General features: G+C 50.8%; 17 protein-coding genes and 1 other RNA gene. 1 reads left to right on the top strand and 17 read right to left on the bottom strand.

Features of this window, described 5'->3' with window-relative positions; all coding sequences use genetic code 11:
- Window positions 1–38: 38 nt before the first annotated feature.
- Entirely contained in the window at window positions 39–944 is a 906-nt protein-coding gene (locus L6439_RS00380) for a helix-turn-helix transcriptional regulator (protein ID WP_213468526.1), read from the bottom strand.
- Window positions 945–1096: 152 nt separating this feature from the next.
- Here L6439_RS00380 and L6439_RS00375 point away from each other — a divergent pair, with 152 nt between their 5' ends.
- The gene (locus tag L6439_RS00375; RefSeq protein ID WP_168180830.1) at window positions 1097–2005 is read left to right on the top strand and encodes a DMT family transporter; all 909 of its coding nucleotides are present in this window, start codon (window positions 1097–1099) and stop codon (window positions 2003–2005) included.
- A 66-nt stretch (window positions 2006–2071) separates the two neighbouring features.
- Here L6439_RS00375 and L6439_RS00370 read toward each other — a convergent pair whose 3' ends face one another.
- The 16 genes from L6439_RS00370 to rnr form a co-directional block, all read right to left on the bottom strand.
- Window positions 2072–3055 carry an SPFH domain-containing protein gene (locus L6439_RS00370; protein WP_213468525.1) on the bottom strand — a complete coding sequence of 328 codons (984 nt, stop codon included), beginning with the start codon at window positions 3053–3055 and terminating at the stop codon, window positions 2072–2074.
- Between the two features lie 26 nt (window positions 3056–3081).
- Window positions 3082–3879: a TPM domain-containing protein gene (locus L6439_RS00365; protein ID WP_213468524.1), complete on the bottom strand. Its 798-nt coding sequence runs from the start codon at window positions 3877–3879 to the stop codon at window positions 3082–3084.
- Complete coding sequence (locus tag L6439_RS00360) at window positions 3876–4913, bottom strand: TFIIB-type zinc ribbon-containing protein (protein ID WP_168180833.1); 1038 nt, start codon at window positions 4911–4913, stop codon at window positions 3876–3878. Before L6439_RS00360 ends, L6439_RS00365 begins: the two co-directional genes overlap by 4 nt.
- 27 nt (window positions 4914–4940) lie before the next feature.
- A complete protein-coding gene (locus tag L6439_RS00355; protein WP_213468523.1) occupies window positions 4941–5624 on the bottom strand; it encodes a PspA/IM30 family protein in 684 nt (227 codons plus the stop codon).
- Window positions 5625–5871: 247 nt separating this feature from the next.
- Entirely contained in the window at window positions 5872–6069 is a 198-nt protein-coding gene (locus L6439_RS00350; RefSeq protein WP_237096878.1) for a type II toxin-antitoxin system death-on-curing family toxin, read from the bottom strand.
- 564 nt (window positions 6070–6633) lie between these two features.
- On the bottom strand, window positions 6634–8340 hold the full coding sequence (locus L6439_RS00345; protein WP_213468522.1) for an SWIM zinc finger family protein: 1707 nt from the start codon (window positions 8338–8340) through the stop codon (window positions 6634–6636).
- 411 nt (window positions 8341–8751) lie between these two features.
- A complete protein-coding gene (locus L6439_RS00340) occupies window positions 8752–9510 on the bottom strand; it encodes an ABC transporter ATP-binding protein (protein WP_213468521.1) in 759 nt (252 codons plus the stop codon).
- Window positions 9511–9514: 4 nt separating this feature from the next.
- The gene (locus L6439_RS00335; RefSeq protein ID WP_213468520.1) at window positions 9515–11833 is read right to left on the bottom strand and encodes an ABC transporter permease; all 2319 of its coding nucleotides are present in this window, start codon (window positions 11831–11833) and stop codon (window positions 9515–9517) included.
- Window positions 11834–12009: 176 nt separating this feature from the next.
- Window positions 12010–12657 (bottom strand): TetR/AcrR family transcriptional regulator, encoded by a 648-nt coding sequence (locus tag L6439_RS00330; protein ID WP_213468519.1) that lies wholly within the window; start codon window positions 12655–12657, stop codon window positions 12010–12012.
- A 668-nt stretch (window positions 12658–13325) separates the two neighbouring features.
- On the bottom strand, window positions 13326–13907 hold the full coding sequence (locus tag L6439_RS00325) for a DUF4352 domain-containing protein (protein WP_237096690.1): 582 nt from the start codon (window positions 13905–13907) through the stop codon (window positions 13326–13328).
- Between the two features lie 470 nt (window positions 13908–14377).
- Window positions 14378–14744: a transfer-messenger RNA gene (gene ssrA, locus L6439_RS00320) on the bottom strand.
- A 216-nt stretch (window positions 14745–14960) separates the two neighbouring features.
- Window positions 14961–15434: an SsrA-binding protein SmpB gene (gene smpB, locus L6439_RS00315; protein WP_168180844.1), complete on the bottom strand. Its 474-nt coding sequence runs from the start codon at window positions 15432–15434 to the stop codon at window positions 14961–14963.
- A 220-nt stretch (window positions 15435–15654) separates the two neighbouring features.
- Complete coding sequence (locus tag L6439_RS00310) at window positions 15655–16470, bottom strand: MgtC/SapB family protein (protein ID WP_168180845.1); 816 nt, start codon at window positions 16468–16470, stop codon at window positions 15655–15657.
- A 371-nt stretch (window positions 16471–16841) separates the two neighbouring features.
- Window positions 16842–17054 (bottom strand): cold-shock protein, encoded by a 213-nt coding sequence (locus L6439_RS00305; protein ID WP_168180846.1) that lies wholly within the window; start codon window positions 17052–17054, stop codon window positions 16842–16844.
- 79 nt (window positions 17055–17133) lie between these two features.
- Window positions 17134–17334, bottom strand: a complete 201-nt coding sequence (locus L6439_RS00300; RefSeq protein ID WP_168180847.1) for a cold-shock protein — start codon at window positions 17332–17334, stop codon at window positions 17134–17136.
- A 268-nt stretch (window positions 17335–17602) separates the two neighbouring features.
- Complete coding sequence (gene rnr, locus L6439_RS00295) at window positions 17603–20521, bottom strand: ribonuclease R (protein WP_213468517.1); 2919 nt, start codon at window positions 20519–20521, stop codon at window positions 17603–17605.
- Window positions 20522–20796: the final 275 nt, after the last annotated feature.

Raw genomic sequence — 20796 nt, 5'->3', positions numbered from 1 at the left:
ACCGGCAGTCTTGGTCTGCCGGTTCTCGCTTCCATGATTTAGTTGCGCTTCTTCACCGGACGCAGCACGGCATAACCGTAACCCTCCGGGAAATGACGCTGATAGTCCTGCTTTGTCTCTTCATCCCATTCATAACCCATTCCCGCAGGGTCGAAGCTCCACGCCGCCAGCTCCACCTTGCTCATGACCTCGCCGTTGCCCTTCAAATAGTCAAAAGGGGGATGAAAGAAAACGAGATACTCGGACTCCGGGATGTCCCGGCACTCCATTCCCTCCGGAATGTCCCCCTTATAATAATGAGGAACAGGGATGCCGTAGAAATACCCCTTCCGCCCGTTTTCGTAAAACCATCCCGCCGTCTGGCTCAATTGCCCAGACAGCGTATGATGAGACAGGCTCTCCAGAATCCCGCAAATGTCATCGCAATCATGCCCATTGCTCCAGAATTGGCCGTAGTTCTGTGCCGAACTGTCCCAAATTCCGATAAACTTATGCGCCGGTATAAACTCCACCTTGACTTCTGTCTCCTGCACCTGTACCTCTTTCATTCTGCCTCGCTCCTTGATTACATAATGGTAAGGGGAGAACACTTCGGCTCGAACGGCTAATGGAATCGGTCCCGGACTTTTGCGGTAAGCCGAGGGAGTGACTTGAAAAGCTTTCACAAAGGCCCGCGTAAACGCCTCCTGCGATGAAAAACCATACTTCACGGCGATGTCCAAAATACGCTCCTCCGTATCGCGAAGCTCCAGCGCGGCGCGGCTAATTCTGCGCATCCAGACGTAATCCCGCAGCGTCATTCCCGTTAACGCATGAAATTGCTTTGTACAATAATAGGGCGAATATCCGAGCTGCCTGGACATCTCCATCAACGAAGGCGCGGTTGTAATCTCCTTGTCGATCCAATCGATCATGAGCTGGACCATTTCATTCCATTCGTACACGAAGGCCTCCTCCTTTCCTTGTCATCATAGCAAGCAAGAGGAACTGTATATTTGACCCGAATTGCAATCACTTGCTCTTGACATTCCTGGCGAAGTCTTTATAATGAGATAGCTTATACTATATGTGAAATATGTAACAAGGAGAGCGAATCATGTGGTTTTTGTTTGCGGTCGTAACCGCACTTGCTTGGGGAGGCGCTGATCTCTTTTATAAAAAAGGCAGCGACCCTCATGATCGGTTCAGCCATATCAAAATCGTCATTATGGTCGGCTTGGTTATGGGGATGCACGCTACGGCCTATCTGTTCATCCAAGGACTCCACTTTGATCCGATCGATCTCGTTCGCTATTTGCCGGTATCCGCGCTGTACATTTTGTCGATGACGATCGGGTATATTGGCTTGAGATATATGGAGTTGTCCATCGCATCTCCCGTGCAAAATTCGTCAGGAGCCGTCACCGCCATCCTTTTGTTTATTTTCTTCACCCACGAGTTGAGCATCCTAGAAGTGTTAGGCATAACCATGATTACGGCCGGCGTGATTGGCATCGCCATTTTGGAAAAGCGGGCGGAACGCGAGGCGCTTCAGAACAGCGCAATCCTCATCGATCAGAAGTATCAAATCGGCTTCATGGCCATCACCTTTCCGATTCTGTACTGCATCATCGACGGGCTCGGGACGTTTGCCGACGGGATTTATTTGGATGAGCTGAGTCTAATCAGCGAAGACGCCGCTCTGCTCGCCTATGAATACACCTTTTTCATTTGCGCCGTGCTGGCCTTTACCTATCTTAGATTTATTAAAAAACAGCCGTTCCGCCTATTCCAAGAACGCGTAAAAGGCTATGCCGCTTTGTTTGAGACAACGGGGCAGTTCTTCTATGTATTCGCCATGTCGAGCAACGCTATCATTGCGGCGCCCCTGATTGCGTCCTACAGCATTTTTTCGGTCATCCTGTCCCGAATCTTCCTCCAGGAGCGGCTGAACAAGAAGCAATACGCGATTATTGTCCTGGTCATTGCAGGCATCGCCTTGTTAGGCCTTGCGGATGAACTGTAGTCTGTTTTGGCGGCACCAAAGCCTAAAAAAGCCGACCTTGCACGGTCGGCTTTCGGATGGCCCGGGTCAGTTGAGCTTGTGGCCGCAATTCGGGCAAAAGTTGGCTCCTTCGTTTTTGGTGCCGCAGTCGGGACAGAAGTTCGGCTTTTTATTGCCTTCCGCAGGGGAGGAAGCGGCAGGCGCCGTCTCGGCCGCAGGCTTTTGGTTTTGGTTCATATTTTTCATCATTTCATTGGCGATGTTCATCCCCATCATCATCCCAGCCATATCCGAAGCGGCGCCGCCGCCTTTGACGCGGCCGGAGGCAATGCCGTCCGTCATCGACACCTGCTGGTACTTCTGCAGATTGCCGATCATCTCATGGGAAGCCGTCTTCGTAATCATCTCTTGAATTTCTTGCGGGTAATTGAAGCTCATCACTTGAAAGCCGGTAATCGTCAGCCCGTTGTCCATCACTTGCATATCCAGATCCTCGCGGATGCCTGCGGCAATATCGGACGCATTCGCCTGCAGGTTGAACATGTCCTTTCCTTCCCGGCTGATCCATTTCATCAGCAGTTGATCGAGCACGGAAGTAATCCGGATTTTCACATCCTCCACCAGGTAGCTGTCCTTCATCCCGGCCACCTTATCAATCAGCGTCATATAGTCGTTCACTTTAAAATTGAACGTCCCGTTGGCGCGAATAGGCATCCCGCCCGGAAGCTGCGGAGACGGGATCAGAACCGGGTTCTGCGTTCCCCAGCGGACGGTGAACTCCTTCGTGTTCACGAACAGGACTTCCACCCTCATCCCGCTGTTGAAGCCGAATTTGAACCCTTTTAACGTGGACAGGAACGGGATGATATCCGAATCAATGCTGTATTCCCCTTCATCCTTGAAAATTCCTTCGATCTTGCCGTTATTTACGAAAATCGCGTCTTGCCCGGCGCGGATAATTAGCTTGGAGCCCTTTTTAATCTCCCGGTTGCTCCATTTCCAAAAAATCATATCGTCCCGAAATTCTTCCCACTCGACCACATTCGCAAATTGATTTCTGAAGAATCCCATCCTCATCCCGTCCTTTCGCTAATTCTCTAAAATGATCCTCTGCTGCCGCTATGCGAATGGCCCCCTGATGTGGTCCCTCCGCCTCCGCCGCTGGAGCCGCTGCTGCTGCTCCGTTCGATCTTCCGTCTCGTCGTGCTGGTATGAAGGTACCTGTCCTCATGAGCGACGACGCCTGAAGTGCTGGCGTTCTCGTAGGTCCGGGAATTGACCGTAACCCGGCCCCCGGAATGATGAACCATCAAAGTAACGATGCCCCCTCCGATAAGCACCGCGATGCCCAATTGCAACCACGTATTGAAAAAGAGATTGTCCGGATTCACCCCTGGGCGGAATCCCATATATTTATGCGCCAATCGGATATATTTTTCAAAGGCAAGCTTGTATTCGCCATCTGACATATCTGAGGATATCTTTCTTCGTATATTGTCCAGTCTGTCATCATCCAGATAGGTCTTCGCTTTATAAAATCCGGCCAGGTACACTTCCCGATTCGTCATGTCCACCATCAAGATGGCGGCATTGCCATGCGGCTTATCGTAGCCGGGTCCATAATTATCGTAGAAATCCTGCGTCATTTCCTTCACGTCATAAGCGTCCGGACCGCTGATCGTCACAATAAGAAAGTCCGTTTCCCGCTCGGCTCCGTATTGATTCGCCAACGCGTTCAGCTCTTTAACCTCCTGCGAAGTAAGCAGCTCCGCCATATCGAAAATCAACTGCTTTTCCTTCGTTACAGCCGCTTCGCCCGCAATAATCTCCATCGGAATAGCGGCCATCATAAGGAAGAAGAACAGGAAGGCAAGAATCGCTCTTTTCCTTGTCACCAGAATCCACCTCCCAAAATCCAGGAGGACACCGCGTGCATGATGAGAAAGGAGGCGGCCGAAATTCCCGCAAACCAGGCGGCCACTTTCCCTTTGCTAATCGGAGGCTTGCCGACCACCTTGCCCGTCTGGCCGTTCATGGCAAACGTATACTCCTTTTTATTGTAGTCGTAGTTCACCATCCATACCGGAAGCAGGACATAATCGGCACGCTCCAACTCGGTATCAATGTCGACATCGGTATAGGTCACGGTCGTATAACCCGACACCGTAGACCTGATATAAGAGTGAATGTATTCTTCGACCTTATGTTTTACCCGGGGATAGAGTTGTTCCTCGTTATAGCTGTACTTTTCGGCAATGTAGCCGGCCAGATACGGCGTTTTGAAGCTTTCCAGCTTCTCATATGGAAATGGCTCCAGTTTATCCATCACTTCATCATTCATTTTCTTCGATGCGTCAATCGGCACCCTTACATAATCAAGATGGATTTCCCGGTAGATGTCATAATAATCGGTTTTGGTATACTCGTAATCTCCTGAAGTATACGTGCTTACTCTCGTGGCGCGGGCATATGCCTCAACTTCATTATGGAGATCATACAGCCAGAAGGGCACATACAACCCGGTGATTCCTTTGATTCGATCCGCCGTCATGAACCCGCGTGGCGTGACCAGACCGCCTCGGCACCATTTGCGGAAGGCCTTCATCGCTTGTTCCTTGCTGATGGAAAACGGAATAATCTTCGCCGGGGCCAGTTCCCCGGTCAGCCGATCCCCGAGCACGACGGCCGATCCGCAGAAGCTGCAGTTCGTTGCGCTCGTCTCCGCATCGGTCATAATGACGGCTCCGCAGCTATTGCAGTGGTATTCCTTGGTCTTATCTTCTTCCGAGAACACTTGCTTCGTCAAAGGATCGGGAAGTTGCTCGATATTGTCTTCCCTTCCGCAGCTGCGGCAGGCTAGCATTCCCGTTTCCGCATTGAACTCCATCCCGCTGCCGCAATTCGGGCATTTATATTCGATAACCGGCATCTGCTCACCCCTATTACAAAGAAGCCCTTATTCCTTCTTGTTCAGTTTCTGTTTGAGTGCAGCCAATTCATCTTCCGCATTGGTGGACGGATTTGCATTCTTGTGCATATCCTTCTCCAATTGCGCAATCAGGTCATCCAGATCGTCTTCCTTCGCTCCTGCCCGAAGCTCGGCCAGAGCCATCGCTTCATCGAGAGCGCGATTCGCCTTCTCCTCCAGGGCATCGAACGAGGCATTGACATCGCCCGGGGAAGAGCCGCCGGAATTCATTTTGGCAGCCGCCAGCTTGCCTTTCAGCTCCGCATGCCGCGCTTCCAGCCGGCCGATATCCGATACCAGCTTCTCCTGCATTTGCTTCATTTTTGCGGCGTTGGCCGCAGCCGATTCATAGGCGGTTTGCAATTCACTTTGCTCCCCTGCCAGCGCTGCCTTCCTCTCGAGGAACTTGAGCGCATCCTCTTCCCTGCCGGCTTCCACGGACTTCTCCGCATAACGCTGCAGCTTGCGGATCTCGGCATTGCATTCATCCAACGCCCTGCGGGCCCTGCCCTCGTCCGCCAGCACCGAAGCCGTCTCCGCCTTCACCTTGCCCAGGTCCTGGTGCAAGCTTCGCATGTACTGATCAATCATCTTCTCCGGGTCTTCCGCCTTATCCAATAAAGCATTCACATTGCTTGCCATAATATCCCTGAACCTCGACAAGATTCCCATGCTGCGCTCCCCCTCGAATAGATTCCATCTTATCTTATAATACAGGAAAATGAGGTGGGAGGTTTCATTTCGGGGAAATTGCCGCGCGGGCAGACGCAAAAAACCGCCAAAAGCGTTAGTGGGACGCAGTTGACGGTTCGTCATTTTTCTATCCGGGTACAGCCGGCCTTTAATGATATTAAGAATACAGGTCTGCGTTGCTTCCGCAATCGTCAAATAAACAGCTAGATATCCCCGCCGCCACATCTTACATTTTGATGCAATGTTCTGCAAAAATTTGAGCCATTTCTGCAATGGAATATTTTCCATTCTCAATGTCCACCATGAAATTCACTGCAAATTCCCGTTCCATTTTTAGATGATAGCCATTAATTTTAAGGAATGATTTTACAGATAAATAAGCCGTTCGTTTATTGCCATTGTGAAAGCAATGGTTTTTAGCCAAAGAATCAACCAACGCAGCTGCTTTCTCAAATAATGTTGGATACGCATCCTCAACTTAATCACATTATAACGGAAAATACGAAGGAGTAAAGCAAAAACCCGACCTCATGCAGTCGGGTTTTTCATGGTGGGGACGGGGGATTGGAACACCCGTTCGAAAATTTACCCTGAAGCAGACGACTATCTGCTCTCGGCTGGCTAGACTAACGATTGTTTCATGGCTTCGATGGTGGCTTCACGCAGATATTTAATCTGATTAACCATAAATAATATAAGTTAACCGGATATTACGCTGCCGCCGATTCTGTTCCCTTATCGAAAGTGTATGAATGCCCAAAATAGGCGGTGCTGTAAGTACCATAGGCGAATCCCCAACATAATGTAATGCAAAATAGTTACAAGAAAGGAAAATATCAATGTATCAATACGATTTCGGTCAATCCAATTACGCTCCTTGCGGTTACGACCCGTATGGTTACGGTCAATTTGGCGGGTATTATCAACTTGATTATCCTTCCGACATATCCGGCCCCCACGGGTGTAACCACATTGGATATCCCCCGAATCAGATTCGTCTAATCTTTCGCAGCTCATCGATAAGAGCAGGCCGATTGCTATAAGCGGTGCATAACTGGTCAATAACCTTTTCCGCATGGGCTGCTCCGCCTGCTTTGATGAGGTCACGAATCATTCTGCATCCTTTCTGATATTGTTTGCGATTGGAAGCGCGGGCGATTTCCTCTGATATGGTTTGTGTAAATAAAATAAAGACCTCTTCTGCATATTTACTTACGAGGTAAGGATAGTAGTCCAGTACCGTTCGCTTGTTCTTACGAACATAATTCAGTAGTTTCTCCGTTTCCTTCTCTTCAATAAGCACTCGGGTGTATAAGGACTCCGTTCGCCAATTCCTGTTGTATTCGTCTTCCAATTTGGCTAATAACCTCTCATATGCCTCTTTCCATTCATCTCTGCTGTATAATTCTTTCAACATCATATAATACTGATAATCCCCTGACACTGCGAATTCCTCTGCAAGCTTCTTTTGAAGATCCACTTGACGAGTATGCCCATAAATTTCGAACCGATACTCCTCCCATTGTTTAACAAGACCGCGGTAGCCTTTTTCAGCGTCTTGTTGTACTCCTTGCTCGGCAAGCTCCAGCGCTCGATCGAATTCCTGTCTCTTGATAGCATCTTCAATCGCCATTTTGCGAAAGTGCGGATTGTCGAGGTGGTCTAGTAAAAATTGCAATGCTACACTGTCACCTTCAAACTTCTGAATGACTTGGTATCGAAGTATAGCTGCATGCTCTGTAAAAAAAGTACCGGAGAAGGATTGACTTTTTTCATGCGCCTCTAATTTAGCGATCAACTCACCCCATAAATCCTTTTCCGCAGAAGTGGCCATCAAATAACTTGCACTTTCCAGAAGAGACAATTGCCACTCATTCCAGCCCTTTGTGTTCGGATGGAGCACCTCTTTGAGAACTCGTTGAAATAGGACGGCTCTATCCTTAGAAGAGCTATTTTCTAGTTGAACGGATATACGATGAATATTGTCTAAACATTCCTGAATTAGACCTCCGACGACTCCGCCGGAATCATCACACATCTGCAGCAAATCTCCCATCTCATGCATAACGCAAAAATTAATTTCAGCGGCACGAACGTAATTTCCTGTATCCAGCGCTTCCTCCGCCTTCTTCAGTATTTGTTCGGCACCCGTGACAGCCTTGGGAACATTCGGATAAGCAACAAAGCCAGAACGATCAGAGTTTTGCTTAATAGAGTTACGAATTATTTTTTTAAAATGGTTTACACTTTCCTTTTCACCGGTGTCTATAAATTTCAGTGAGAGCGCTTGCTCTACTTCCGTGATTTCGTTAGAGAAATGGACAAGAAGCGCGATCAACTCGTCCTTACTGAGCTTGGACAAATGGTCAGCCATACTCTTTTTATTTGCAGACTTGCCTTTAGAATCAGATTCCGCCTCCTTTTTTGGGGAGGCATGTCTGATTTCCAAAAGGACAGCTGTGACATGCTTACAAATGGGGCCTTTGTCATAGGGGCAATCACAGAATGTATGGACGACCTTCCCGCGCGAACTAAGCTTAATTTCGACATTGTAAAACACGACCCCCTCCACCTCGGCGTGGTAAACCCGGGGCTTCACTTCACGAAAAGCAACGATATGACCATTTTCCCAGTACGTTTCTCCTCGCTCTAAAACATTTGGATCTATCGTATTTTCAATTTCCGTCAGCTTCATTTTGTTCACCTGCTTTCTCTTTATTGGACTAGCTGTTAATGACACTGGATACAAAGGTGATTGAAATATTTATCTTCTCTGATGGTAAACAAAGAACTAAAAACATACTCTTATTATAACAATCTTGACAAATTGCGATAAGTTAACTATACGCCGCAGGTTTTCCCAGATGGCATTCGTAGATAGAGGTTCAAGGGCTTATAACGCAAAAAACGACCTATCACGGTCGCTTTTCTGATAGTAATGGCGGAGGCGAAGAGTTACGCCTTAGAAAATTCTCGGATCATTACAACTAGGCACGAAACATTCCTGCGACCGATTCAAGGTCGTCTTCGAGAAGTACTCGCAAGATATAGGGTCTCAACGTCTGCAACGACAATAGTTACTTCATTTGCTTTTCAAAACAACAAATCATATTCCGATTTCCCTCATTTTCACCCTTACTTTCTCGATCCTGCCATCCATATCCGTCCCGTTGAACTTCGAAAGCTTCAGTTCGCTTGCGATGGTTCCGTCGCGCATAAACATAATACGCTCCGTCCGGGCCGCAACCTTGGCGTCATGAGTGACAAGCATAACCGCCGTACCCTCCGCGTTGATTTCGGAAAATAGGTCCATGATCTCCTGCGCGGATTGGGAGTTGAGCGCGCCCGTAGGCTCATCCCCGAAGATGATTCTCGGGCTGTTCATAAGCGCCCGGCATATTCCCGCACGCTGAAGCTGACCTCCCGACACCTGTGTAATGCCGCGCTTTTCCAGCTCCGCGATGCCTGTCCTTTTCATAAGCGCTCTTGCCTTTTGCGTTATTTTCACGGCGTTTTTCCGGTTGCCCCGCAGGGACGGAAGAATGATGTTGTCGAGGATATTCAGACTTTTCAGCATCGTCGGCTGTTGGAACACAAATCCCATTTTGGTTCTGCGTAAATCTGCCAGCTCATTCTCCCCCATCTCCGCTAAATCCCTTCCGTCGACCATGACTTTTCCGCCCTGAACGCCATCCATCCCGCTCAGTGCAAACATCAGCGTTGATTTTCCCGAGCCCGAAGGACCCATCACCGCCACGAACTCGCCCTCGTGTATTTCAACGGACACACCGACGAGAACATTGCGCTTTTCATTACCCTCGCCGAAGGATTTTATGATTTGATCACCGACAACGATCTTCTTCATCTGCCTACCCCTTTATGTTTTCGGAAATTTTGATTTGCCCTGCACGCAATGTCCCGATGATCGTCGCGATAAGAACCGAGCCTACCAGCAACAGCGGACTAAAAAAATACGCAGCAAGCGGATTGACCGTAAACTGAAATGCCGACGCCCCAAAGGAGGAGATCACCGCGCCCGCAAGCCTCTCTCCGAGCGTGTTAGCCAGAAGCGTACCGAGAATGACTCCAATAACTAGAACGAATGTCGAACGCGTTATGTACTGCGCCTGAATATCCGAGTTTGTAAAACCGAACGCTTTCATAACGGCAATGGAATATCTGTCCTTTGCGACGAGCATGTTCATAAACAAAAAGGTTACTAACACCGTGATAACCAGGGCGACAACAAGTGCAGAATTGGAGGCCTTTCCGACAGAGCTTATTGTCGAGCCGTATGTCTGCGCAATATATTCTTCAATGTCCGAGACCTTGGCGTAATCAAACCTGGCCGCATATTCCGAAACCTTGCTGTCGATAAGAGAGGGGTCCGCCAGCTCCGCAGAGATCACATACCACATCATATCCGCCGAATGGCCGGTAAACAGAGCCTTTGCGGTCTTGCCTCCGTTGGTAATGTCGGAATAAATGCCGCTGACCGTAAGATCTTTTTCCTCCCCCTCAAGCACCAAAATCATGGTATCGCCGACCTTCTTGTCCAATTCATCGGCGTTAAGAATCGAGAGCGCAATTTCGTCTTCCGCGGCGGGTGCTCTGCCCTCGGCATAGGCAACCGGGAATATGGAGTGGTCGCCAAACTCAATTTTTAACCTTTTCTCCGAACCGTCCTCCATCTTTGCATTAAAGGTTTTTGTCGCAAGCACGGCATACTTTGAAATGGCATTATCGCTGCGCATCGTTTTTATGACTTCAGCGGCTTTTTCAGAAATATTGTCGGTCTGCTGAATGTCTATGCGTATATCGCTGTTGCCTATCCCCATATATTTAATAAATTCTTCCGAGGAAATCGTGTTGTAGAGGTTCTGCGGAACAATGATGATAAATGCCGACATCACAAGCACGGCAAGCATGGTAGCGTAAAGTCTTTTCCTTGCGAGAACATCCTTGACACCGAGAAACATATTCGTGTTGAACAGCCTGTTGCCGCTAAGGTTCAAACGCTGCGCGCCCCCGTTTTTTTCCCGTGAGGCCCCGAACCGAATGGCTTCGGCGGCTGATATTGTCCGAAAGCGTCGCAGCACTCCGCTTACATAGGCCGTGATGGCAAGGAATACTAGCGATATGCCGCTGATTCCGAACAACAAGGCAAGAAAAGAATTTTCGCTTTCCCCCATATAAAGCCGGATATTTTCAAGAAGCATGCCTCTGAACACGAACGACAGCGCAAAACCGAGAAGACAACCAGTTGCCGCAATCGCCGCGTATTTGGCCAAATAAATCTTCTTTATGTCGGCAACACGCAGCCCTATCGCCTTCATCACGCCGATTTCGCGGTAGTCGTCTTCGATTTTCGCAAGGAGTGTGAAGCGTATGCACATCAATGCGACCGCAACGACAAGCACGCTTACCAGAAAGATTACCCCAATCATCATCCCGTCGGAAAGTGCGTTCATCGTTTTGAAAAGCGGATATGTAACCGTGGGTCCGTTCGCTTCAAGGCCCGCGGAAGCATAAGCCGTTTCGAATTCGCTGAGCTTCGACACGTCTTTTAATCTAAACTCGATCAGATACTCTATATTTCCAACACTTGTTAGCTCCTCGAAATCATTTTTACTGATCAGAAATCTTTTGGAAGAGGCTAGCATGGAATTCATCTGCGAATCGCGAAGAAAACCCGCAACAGTAAATTGCTTCCCGCCTATTACGGCCTGGTCGCCGACCTTAGTGATGTTATCTCTCATATAACTTACTGGAACATAAAGCTCGCCGTCGGATACGTTGATGACATTACCGTCAAGATCAAGGAGATAATCGAACTTCTCGCTCTGAATGCTAAGCCCATTGTCCTGAACACTATTCGCAAGAGAACGATCGCCAAACCGAATTTGTGATCCGTCCATATTAATCAATTCAAGCACCTGAAATTCTTCGACATTGTGATGCCGCTCCGCAAAAGCCTTCAGCCGTACCGGATTGATATCACCTGAATGCATCTGCATAAAATGCGGAGTTTTCGCCTGTGTCATAAGCATATCCAGCGCGCCCGCAAGATTGACGACAAGGATTGCCGCAAGCGAAACCAGCATAGCCGCGGCAGTCACGAATATCATGGTTGCCACCGTAATTACTTTGCTCCTTGACATGTCATTGCGGATTATCCTGTAGTACATAAGTCACCTCTGTTTTCAAGCTTTTTGACCGATTTCAGTTACAAGTGCCATGGCCGATGCCTTTCCCGTCTGCTTGAAAACATAAATCCCAAGCCCGACCGACGTAAGCCCGCTTCCTATTGCTGAAAAAACGGCCCCGACCACAAAAGAAGAAACTTCTTAATGTCTTTCCAGAATTATTCATGACTTCCTCCGTTTTTGTCGCCAAACATCCGCACTACGTGCATAAGACTTCCGCTTTGGGCGCCAAGGAGCCTTTCAACGTTGAAAACAAAAGCCTGCATGCGAGAAGCGCGCTCGTCGTCTGTCATTTGAACCATATCATCATCAAAAACAGTATTCGCATAAATCACAACCATTTCCATGCACTCATACGGAAACGGTGTGTTGAACATTCCCTGCTCAATGCCCTCGCGGATGATTTCTGTCAGTAGTGGCGGAACGCCGTTGATGATGACCGTTTGTATTTTCTGATGCATAAGCGCGTTCTGCGACTTATGAATGTGCTCCATAATCTCGTTGCTGCTTCCGCCGCTTATATTTAGTGCCATAACGACGCGGATAATGCGCTCGACGACGGGGATGCTCTTATCTGCGGCAACTTCCCGCGCCGCACCCAAAAGACGGACACTATACCGTTCAATCAGCGCGTCCATAATATCCTCCTTCGACTTGAAGTGATGATACAAGGTTCCCCGCGCAATTCCGACCTTCTCAAGAATATCGTTTGTACTTGTCCCGTCAAAGCCCTTCTGGCCGAAAAGCTCGTCTGCCGCATCAAGTATTTCGTTCCTGCGTTCCTCCGCTTGTTTTACAACTCTCATTTTTGTACCCCCTTAATAACCGACCGACTGCCTGTCTGTTTAATAGTAGCATGCATTTCAAGGATGTCAAGGGAGACCTAAGTTGGTCAAAGAAAAGCTAAAGAAAACACGTCGAGAAAAAATGGACTTTCGCCCGGAAACACTTTATTAAAACGGCATGCCTGTCCGTTAGCTCCCTTCCACGCGGTGAAATCGCCCATTCCCTGCGTACCATCGAACCTCCTGTCTTCTTCAGTCCTTCACGACTTCACGTGAACCAGCTCACTTACAACATTATTTTCCATATATAGTGAAATAGTTGGAGCCATATGGATGATACCCAAATCATACTATGGAATAAGCGCGAATCGACAGACAAGTATGTAGGGGATAACGATAATTCCAGACACAACAAAAGCCCAAACCGTATGAGGTCGGGCTTTTGGCGAGGGAAGTTGAACCCCTGTCCGAAGGCAACGCCACATAGGTGTCTACGGGTGTATTCACAGATTTGATAGATAAATTATTCCTATTACAGATCTCGTTCCCCTTCCTTAGCATGATAGATTCACTAGTGAACGAAAGAGGGATGCAGGTTTCTTTGAAGCGATAGAACTCTCAAAAAAACTGCAAGCCCTAGGGAGAAATCCCTTACGCTTGCAGTTTCTTTCATACAGTGGCAACTTCAGCTATCTTAAATTAATTGTGGCCTTGTCCTTATCTTTTGCCAGCTTCAGAATCAAACCATCTTCTGATTCAACTACTGTGTCAGGAACTTCCATTACAACAAATCCGGTTTTTGAAGATAATGGCTTAATACGTTCTTTGCCAAGGTCTTTATCTATCATCGTGAGCGAATATTTATACTCATATTTGTCCTTAAATATCGCTTTCATTTCGACTCCGCCAATCATTGATGTAAAGTTGTCTGCTTCCGTTCCTTCATTAGTAACCGTATAATTTAAAATTAAAAACTTATTGCCCTCGTCCGCACTAGAAGAAAAGTATTCATCACTGACTTTTTGATTGAATTCAAAGGAGTCCAGTACAACTTCCCAATTGCCCAATTTGAACTTGTCCCCTACTTTGTAAACAACCTCTTTCGGCTCTTCAGGCTCCTTAGTCGGTTCTGCTGTAACAGCGTCACCTGTTTGCTCATTATTTACGTTCTCTGCAGGGCTCTGATCCTTCACAGAAGTATTAGCATTCTGCGTTCCTGTTGATGTAGACGTAGCACCTCCACATGCAGTAACCAGTAATAACAGTGCCAAAAGTAGAACTCCTAAACTAGTCTTTCTCAAAACTCTCTCCCCCTTTTCTACATATTACCACATATTACGAGCTTTTTGGTCCCTAAGCTTCATTTTTTTCAAATATTTTGCCCTTCTCTCGTCCCAAATTTAAATGACTGGGATTATATTATACGCTTCGAAAAGGCCGATCCTTCCTTCGTGTATCATCTCTTCGAAGTATTCTTTTTATTTGTATATTTCACAAGCTTCTTTCCCTCAAAATAAATACGCTGTGAGTGTTCTTCTAGAACTTGTTCAAATTCTCCAAGGTGGGGGGTTATCTCTATACTGTCCCGCTCCTTCATTGTACTTCAAAAGAATCCTATCAATTAGACATGGTAAACCACAAATTCACATTTGAGGAATTGGCGAAATCATTAAAAATTTGCCTAACTTTTTAATGACATGAAGATGCAAAAAAGCCGACCTCACGCGGTCGGCTTTCCTGATGGTGGAGGCGAGGGGATTCGAACCCCTGTCCGAAGATAACGCCACACAGGCTTCTACGGGTGTAGTCACAGTTTTGATGTCACCCGCGGGAACGCCCTGTAACCGGCTCTCTCACAGGTCAGCCTGATTGTCTTCTTCCGTTAGCCCCAGGCGGAGACTACGCGGCGTATCCCACTGAAGTTGAGCCCCTATCCCGGCACATGGGCGATGCAGGGTAGAAGCACGCTAGCAGGTTATTAAGCTGCCAATGCGTAAGAAGTTTGTTGTTTGCCGTTTAAATTTGGCGTTAGCGTTGTTGAAGCGGACGCGTCCCCACTACCCGCTACCCATGCTCGAACTATCCCCGTCGAATCCAAGAACGCCCCCATAGTCGAAGCGAAGCGTACGAGGCTTCACCCCAAGGGGTAGTCCGTCTCGGATTAAGATGTCGAGACATCGGTGCATTGCATTTCATCGTCCGCCCAGCTCCACCGGAACCGATACGGCCGATGCATTAAGTATACCATAAATCAGGCCACAATGGGTATTCACTTCTTGCCAAGGAGGGAGAAGACTGGATAGTGTCCATCCTGCCGACACCGCTCAATACTTCTGCTTCTCCCGCAGGGCCCGCTGAATCTCGCGCTGCGCATCGCGCTTGGCGGCCGCTTCGCGCTTGTCGTAATTCTTCTTCCCGCGTCCCAGACCAATCAGCAGCTTCGCATAGCCGTTGCGCACATAGATTTTAAGCGGCACCAGCGTATAGCCTTCCTGCTTCGTCAAGCCGATCAGCTTGCTGATCTGCTCCTTATGAAGCAGCAGCTTGCGCGCCCGGGTCGGATCCGTCGGATTGAACCGGTTGCCCTGCTCGAACGGGCTGATGTGCATATTGTGCACGAATACTTCGCCGTTCCGAATCGTAGCGAACGCATCGGCGATGTTCGCCTTGCCCAGCCGGAGGGACTTAATCTCGGTACCCGTCAGCACCATGCCGGCCTCATAGGTGTCCTCAATGAAATAATCATGGGACGCCTTTTTATTTTGAGCCAATACCTTGCCATCGGTCTTTTTCCCCATGATCGACGACCTCCAACGCACGACAGTGATGAGTCCAATTCGGCTTCCCGCTCCGCCGCACCCCTTCCTTCAGGAAGCGCAGATGCCGGCAGGACAGCAATCGGACTAGAACTATATTGTATCAAAAAAGCCCCATCCGACTCAAGCCGATACCGCCGCCATTCCCGAACTTCGACACTCGCAAAACAAATCATTCCTCCGCGCAACCAAAACAAACACCTCAGGACACAAGCCGCACATCCCGAACGCCTTCCTTCGCGAGAAGCAGCTCGGAGCACGCGGCGAGCGACTTCATGTCCTCGGCCAATACCTTCAGCTCGATGCGCACATAGCGGCCGGAAGCGGCCGCCTCACTCGCAGAATCAGGCTCCTCCTCATCGCTTCCTCCCGCATCATCGGGCTCTTCGGAAGCGCTTGCTTCTTCCCGTTCCGGCTGCAGCCATCGAGTCCAGATCTTGCCCCGTGCAGCGGACACGGCATGCATCCGGAAGCTGCGCACAGACATGCCCTGAGCCTCGACTTCCTTCGTCATCGCGGTGAGCCAGCCTTCCCGTTCGTCGGCGATAATCTCCAACAGATGAAGACGGTGAGCGACCCGGTTTTTGATATCATACTGATTCAACACCCACAGCGCGACCAGCGATAACCCGCATCCGAGCAGCGCCGCCGTAATGAAGCCCGAGCCGCAGGCGAGCCCGATCGCAGCGGAAACCCACAGCGAAGCGGCCGTCGTCAGCCCCTTCACGCTGGTGCCATTGCGAATAATCGTTCCCGCGCCGAGGAACCCGACGCCGCTGACCACCTGGGCCGCGATCCGGGCCACATCGACCTGCGCCTTGTCCCGCCCGTCGAGAACGGGAAATCCGTACACCGAGATCAGCATGACAAGCGCCGACCCGAGACTAACCAGCATATGCGTGCGCAGGCCGGCGGCCTGGCTTCGCTTCTCGCGCTCCAACCCGATGAAGCCGCCCAGCACGACGGCCAGCACCATGCGAAGCACCACATCAACCAGAGAAATATCCGCAGGAGTCATCTGCCATCACCTTGCCCTTCCTCTCCCAACAATATGTATATTATACCATATGCCGGCGAATTAGAACCGTTTTCATCGGACGGGAGCCAGGGCCTGCCTCCTTAGAATGCCCAAGACCGAACCATTTCATGGCTTCTGGCGAAGAGACAATTGAAGCGACACAGGCGCATGGAGAGAAACCGGGACGGATCGAGAGCGCTTCAACCCAACGCAGCAAGGGCCAGCCGCATAAGCGGAAGGCCCTCGCATACAATCTGCAACTGCATGGATTTCCGATTCATCAACAAAGGAACCATCCCCTGCTGTACAAGAAGCCCACCGTCAGTCAGCTCCTTGATAGGACAGAGGAGGATAGCGTCCGGCTATTCGTCTTACCTCTTGGCTTTCGAATCGCCGTTCGTATTGACAAGCAAAGGCAGCATTTTCATATCACGCGCCATGGCAGAGGAGCACATCGGACAAGTCGGCTCCAGATCAAAAGCAAAATTGTCCCGCATCCAGCCGTTGCAGTCCTCATTCGTGCACGACCAGATCGGCGTGTTCTCCACCGGAATTTCCTCTACTGGCTTCTTGCGATAATTCATTGTGATACCCCTCCTTTTGATAATCGGACCAAAAGAAAGAACTGCCCCTCACGTACGTTCAGAGCAGCCCGGCTTTTACTTACAGCTTGGTTACATTTTCAGCTTGTGGTCCGCGGTTGCCTTGTACCACATCGAATTGTACGCGTTGGCCTTCGTCCAGGGACTTGAAGCCTTCACCATTGATTGCGCTGAAATGTACGAATACGTCGCTGCCGCCTTCGACTTCGATGAAGCCGAAGCCTTTTTCTGCGTTAAACCATTTTACTGTACCTGTTTGCATGGATAAACAAACCTCCAAATATTAAATGAATATGATCCATTTTTTACATCAGATATAAAAAAATTCACATATTGAAAAAAGTTCCATTGTGTAAAATGATACCCTTTTCAATATGTGAATAGCGGTTCAAATTTAACAACAATGTAAGTATAACACATTCAATTATAAATAGCAAATGGATTTAGAAAACTTTTTCAGCAGAAGGGGATTTTGGATGGAGACTCGACCGAAGGAGCGGCCCCGCAGGGCCGCCTGGCCGACTCATACCTTACCGCTTCTTCCGTACGAACTTGGCGGTCTGGCTGCTTGCCTTGCGCTTTTTGCGCCCCGCCTGGCTGGCTTGCTTCCGTGCCCGGGCCGCAGGCTCGCCGATGAAAATGCCGCTCTCGGACGTGCTCTTGCGGCCCTTCTTCCCGCCGCTTGGCGCGGTGCTGCGCCGGCCGTATCCGCCCCGTCCGGATCCGAAGTCGAAGCGGCGCTTCGTCTCCTTCGCTTCCGCTTCGGCCCGTTCAATCAGTTCATCGACCCAGTTCTCGCCGTCCGGCTGCGAACCGGCCTTCTCCGCCTTGCCGCCGCCTTCTCCGAGGCGAATGCCGCCCTTTCCGCGCGCCCGCGTGCCCGTGCTGCGCTCATACGGATTCGCCTGCGGCTCGTTCCCGCGCCGCCCGCGGCCTCGCCGGCGTTGCCCCTGCAGCTCGCGGTACTCGGCCTGGTTATACCAATCGCCCTCGAACGAATCCGCCAACTCGGCCAACTCCGCCTCGCTCGGCGCCGCCTCGGCCCCCGGCGAATCCGCCGGCTGGGCCCCGGCGCTCACCCCGCTCCCGCGCCATGGCTTCGGCGCCGCCTCCGCGCGCCCGCCCGGGCCGCTCTGCCGCCCGCGGCGACCGTTGCCGTTGCCGCCGCCTCGCTCCTCGCCCCGGGCGGCGCGCTTCCCGCCGCGCTCGCGGCCCGCGCCGCGGCCGCCGCTGCGCTCGGCGCCTTTGCCCCCGCGGCTGCGCTTGCGCAGGTCGAACCCGAACTCGCGCACATCCCGGTCGCTATACCGCGGCGAGCTGCTCACGAGTTCAAAATCAATCGTGTAGTCCTCCATATTCACCCGGCCTACCCGGATGCGCACCTCGTCGCCAATGCGGAAAATGTTCGACGTGCGCTCCCCGACCAGCAGCATATGCTGCTCGTGGAAATGATAATAATCATCCGTCAGATCGCTGAGCCGGATCAAGCCTTCCACCGTATTATCCAGCTCGACGAACATGCCGAAGCTCGTCACGCTGCTGATGATGCCGTCGAACTCCTCGCCGATTTTGTCGAGCATGAACTCGGCTTTCTTGAGCGCCTCCGTATCCCGTTCGGCGTCGACAGCCACCCGCTCGCGCTCCGACGACTGCTGCGCAATATCAGGCATGCGCGTCTCCAAATACTCATGACGCTTCTCGGACAGCGCCCCGCCGTTCTGCAGCACCTCGCGGATGATGCGATGAATGACGAGATCCGGATAGCGCCGGATCGGGGACGTAAAATGCGTATAGAACTCGGCGGCCAGCCCGAAGTGGCCCGTGCTCTCCGCATCATACTTCGCTTGCTTCATCGACCGCAGCATCATCGTGCTGATCACCGTCTGCTCGCGCGTTCCCTCAATCTCCTCGAGCAGCGTCTGCAGCGAGCGCGGATGGACCGAATTGCCTTTACCGCGCACGACATAGCCGAAGTTGGCCGCGAACGTCATGAAGTGGAACAGCTTCTCCGCGTTCGGCTCCTCGTGAATCCGGTACAGGAACGGCACGCGCAGCCAATGGAAATGCTCCGCCACCGTCTCGTTCGCCGCCAGCATGAATTCCTCGATAATCTGCTCGGCGATCGAGCGCTCCCGCTTCACGATATCGACAGCCTTGCCCTGCTCATCCACAATCACCTTCGACTCCTCGAAGTCGAAATCAATCGCCCCGCGCTGCATGCGCCGCTTGCGCAGCTTCAGCGCCAGCTCCTTCATGAGCAGAAAGAAGTCCTCCAGCTCCGCATAGCGCGCGATCACCTCGGGATCCTCGCCCTCGACGATTTTGCGAACATTCGTATATGTCATCCGCTCCACTGTCCGGATCACGCTCGGAAAAATATCATGGCGTACCGGCTTCATCTTCTCGTCGAACTCCATCACGCACGACAGCGTAAGCCGATCGACATGCGGATGAAGCGAGCAGATCCCGTTCGACAGCCGATGCGGCAGCATCGGGATAACCCGGTCCACCAAGTACACGCTGCAGCCGCGGGCATACGCTTCCCGGTCCAGCTCCGAGCCTTCCGGGACATAATAGCCGACATCGGCAATATGAACCCCCAGCTCATAGTGCCCGTTCGGCAGCTTCACCACATGGACCGCGTCGTCGAGATCCTTCGCGTCCTCCCCGTCGATCGTCACGATCGTCATGCCGCGCAGATCCCGGCGTCCCTGGCTAACGATCTCCTCTTCGCTGATCGCATCCGGAACCGCCTCCGCTTCCGCCATCACCTCGTCCGGGAAAGCCTCAGGCAGCTGATGCTTGCGAATAATCGACAAGATATCGACGCCCGGATCATCCTTATGCCCGAGCACCTCGATGACTTCGCCCTGCGCCGCCGCCCGGCCTTCCGGATAGACAACGATGCGGACGACGACCTTCTGCCCCGTCACCGCGCCATGCATATGCTCCCGCGCGACGAAAATATCCCGGTTAATCCGCTTGTCATCCGGGATAACGAAGCCGTATGATTCATGATTTTCAAAGATGCCGACAATCTGCTCCACCGCACGCTTGACGACGCGCACGACCTCGCCTTCCATCCGCGTTCCGTCCGTTCCCTTGCTGGTGATGCGGACGAGCACGATATCGCCGTGCATCGCCGTCTTCATATCATTGGCATGAATGTATACATCGGGATGTCCCGTCTCATCCGGTATCAAAAATCCAAAACCCTTCGCATGCGCCTGCAGCCGGCCGCGCAGCAGATTCATTCGCTCGGGAACGCCGTAGCAATCCGACCGAGTGCGGAGAATCTGTCCTTCTTCCTCCAGCCGGTTAAGCAGTACGAGAAATGCCTTGAAATCGGCAGCATCCTGAAGATCGAAATGCTGCTCCAGTTCGTGATAGGTCATCGGCTTATAAGCGGTTTCGCGCATAAAATCCAACAACTGTTGTTCCGTTATCATGTCCTCACCTCACACCTCGCCATGACCTTGCTTGTAACAGTATACCAATATATACCCGCGTATACACGTAATAAATGCGAAAACATCAGCGGTCGCGGCGTTCCTTCCCTACCGTTGCATTTAGCAGATTCAAGAGCCCCTTCATCGGTTACACATGAAGGCTCAATACCCAGTCTTCCCGGAGCGGCGGAAATTGTGCCATGCAGTTTTTGCCGTTCATATTCGTTCCATCCGCTCCATCCACAATGCCAGCTGCATGAGCAGCCTTGTTCAAG

Origin of the sequence: Paenibacillus dendritiformis, from assembly GCF_021654795.1 — a bacterium.
In the GTDB taxonomy this organism is placed as follows: Bacteria; Bacillota; Bacilli; order Paenibacillales; family Paenibacillaceae; genus Paenibacillus_B.
Note: the sequence above shows the minus strand (reverse complement) of the source record. Positions and strands in the feature narration are given on the sequence as shown.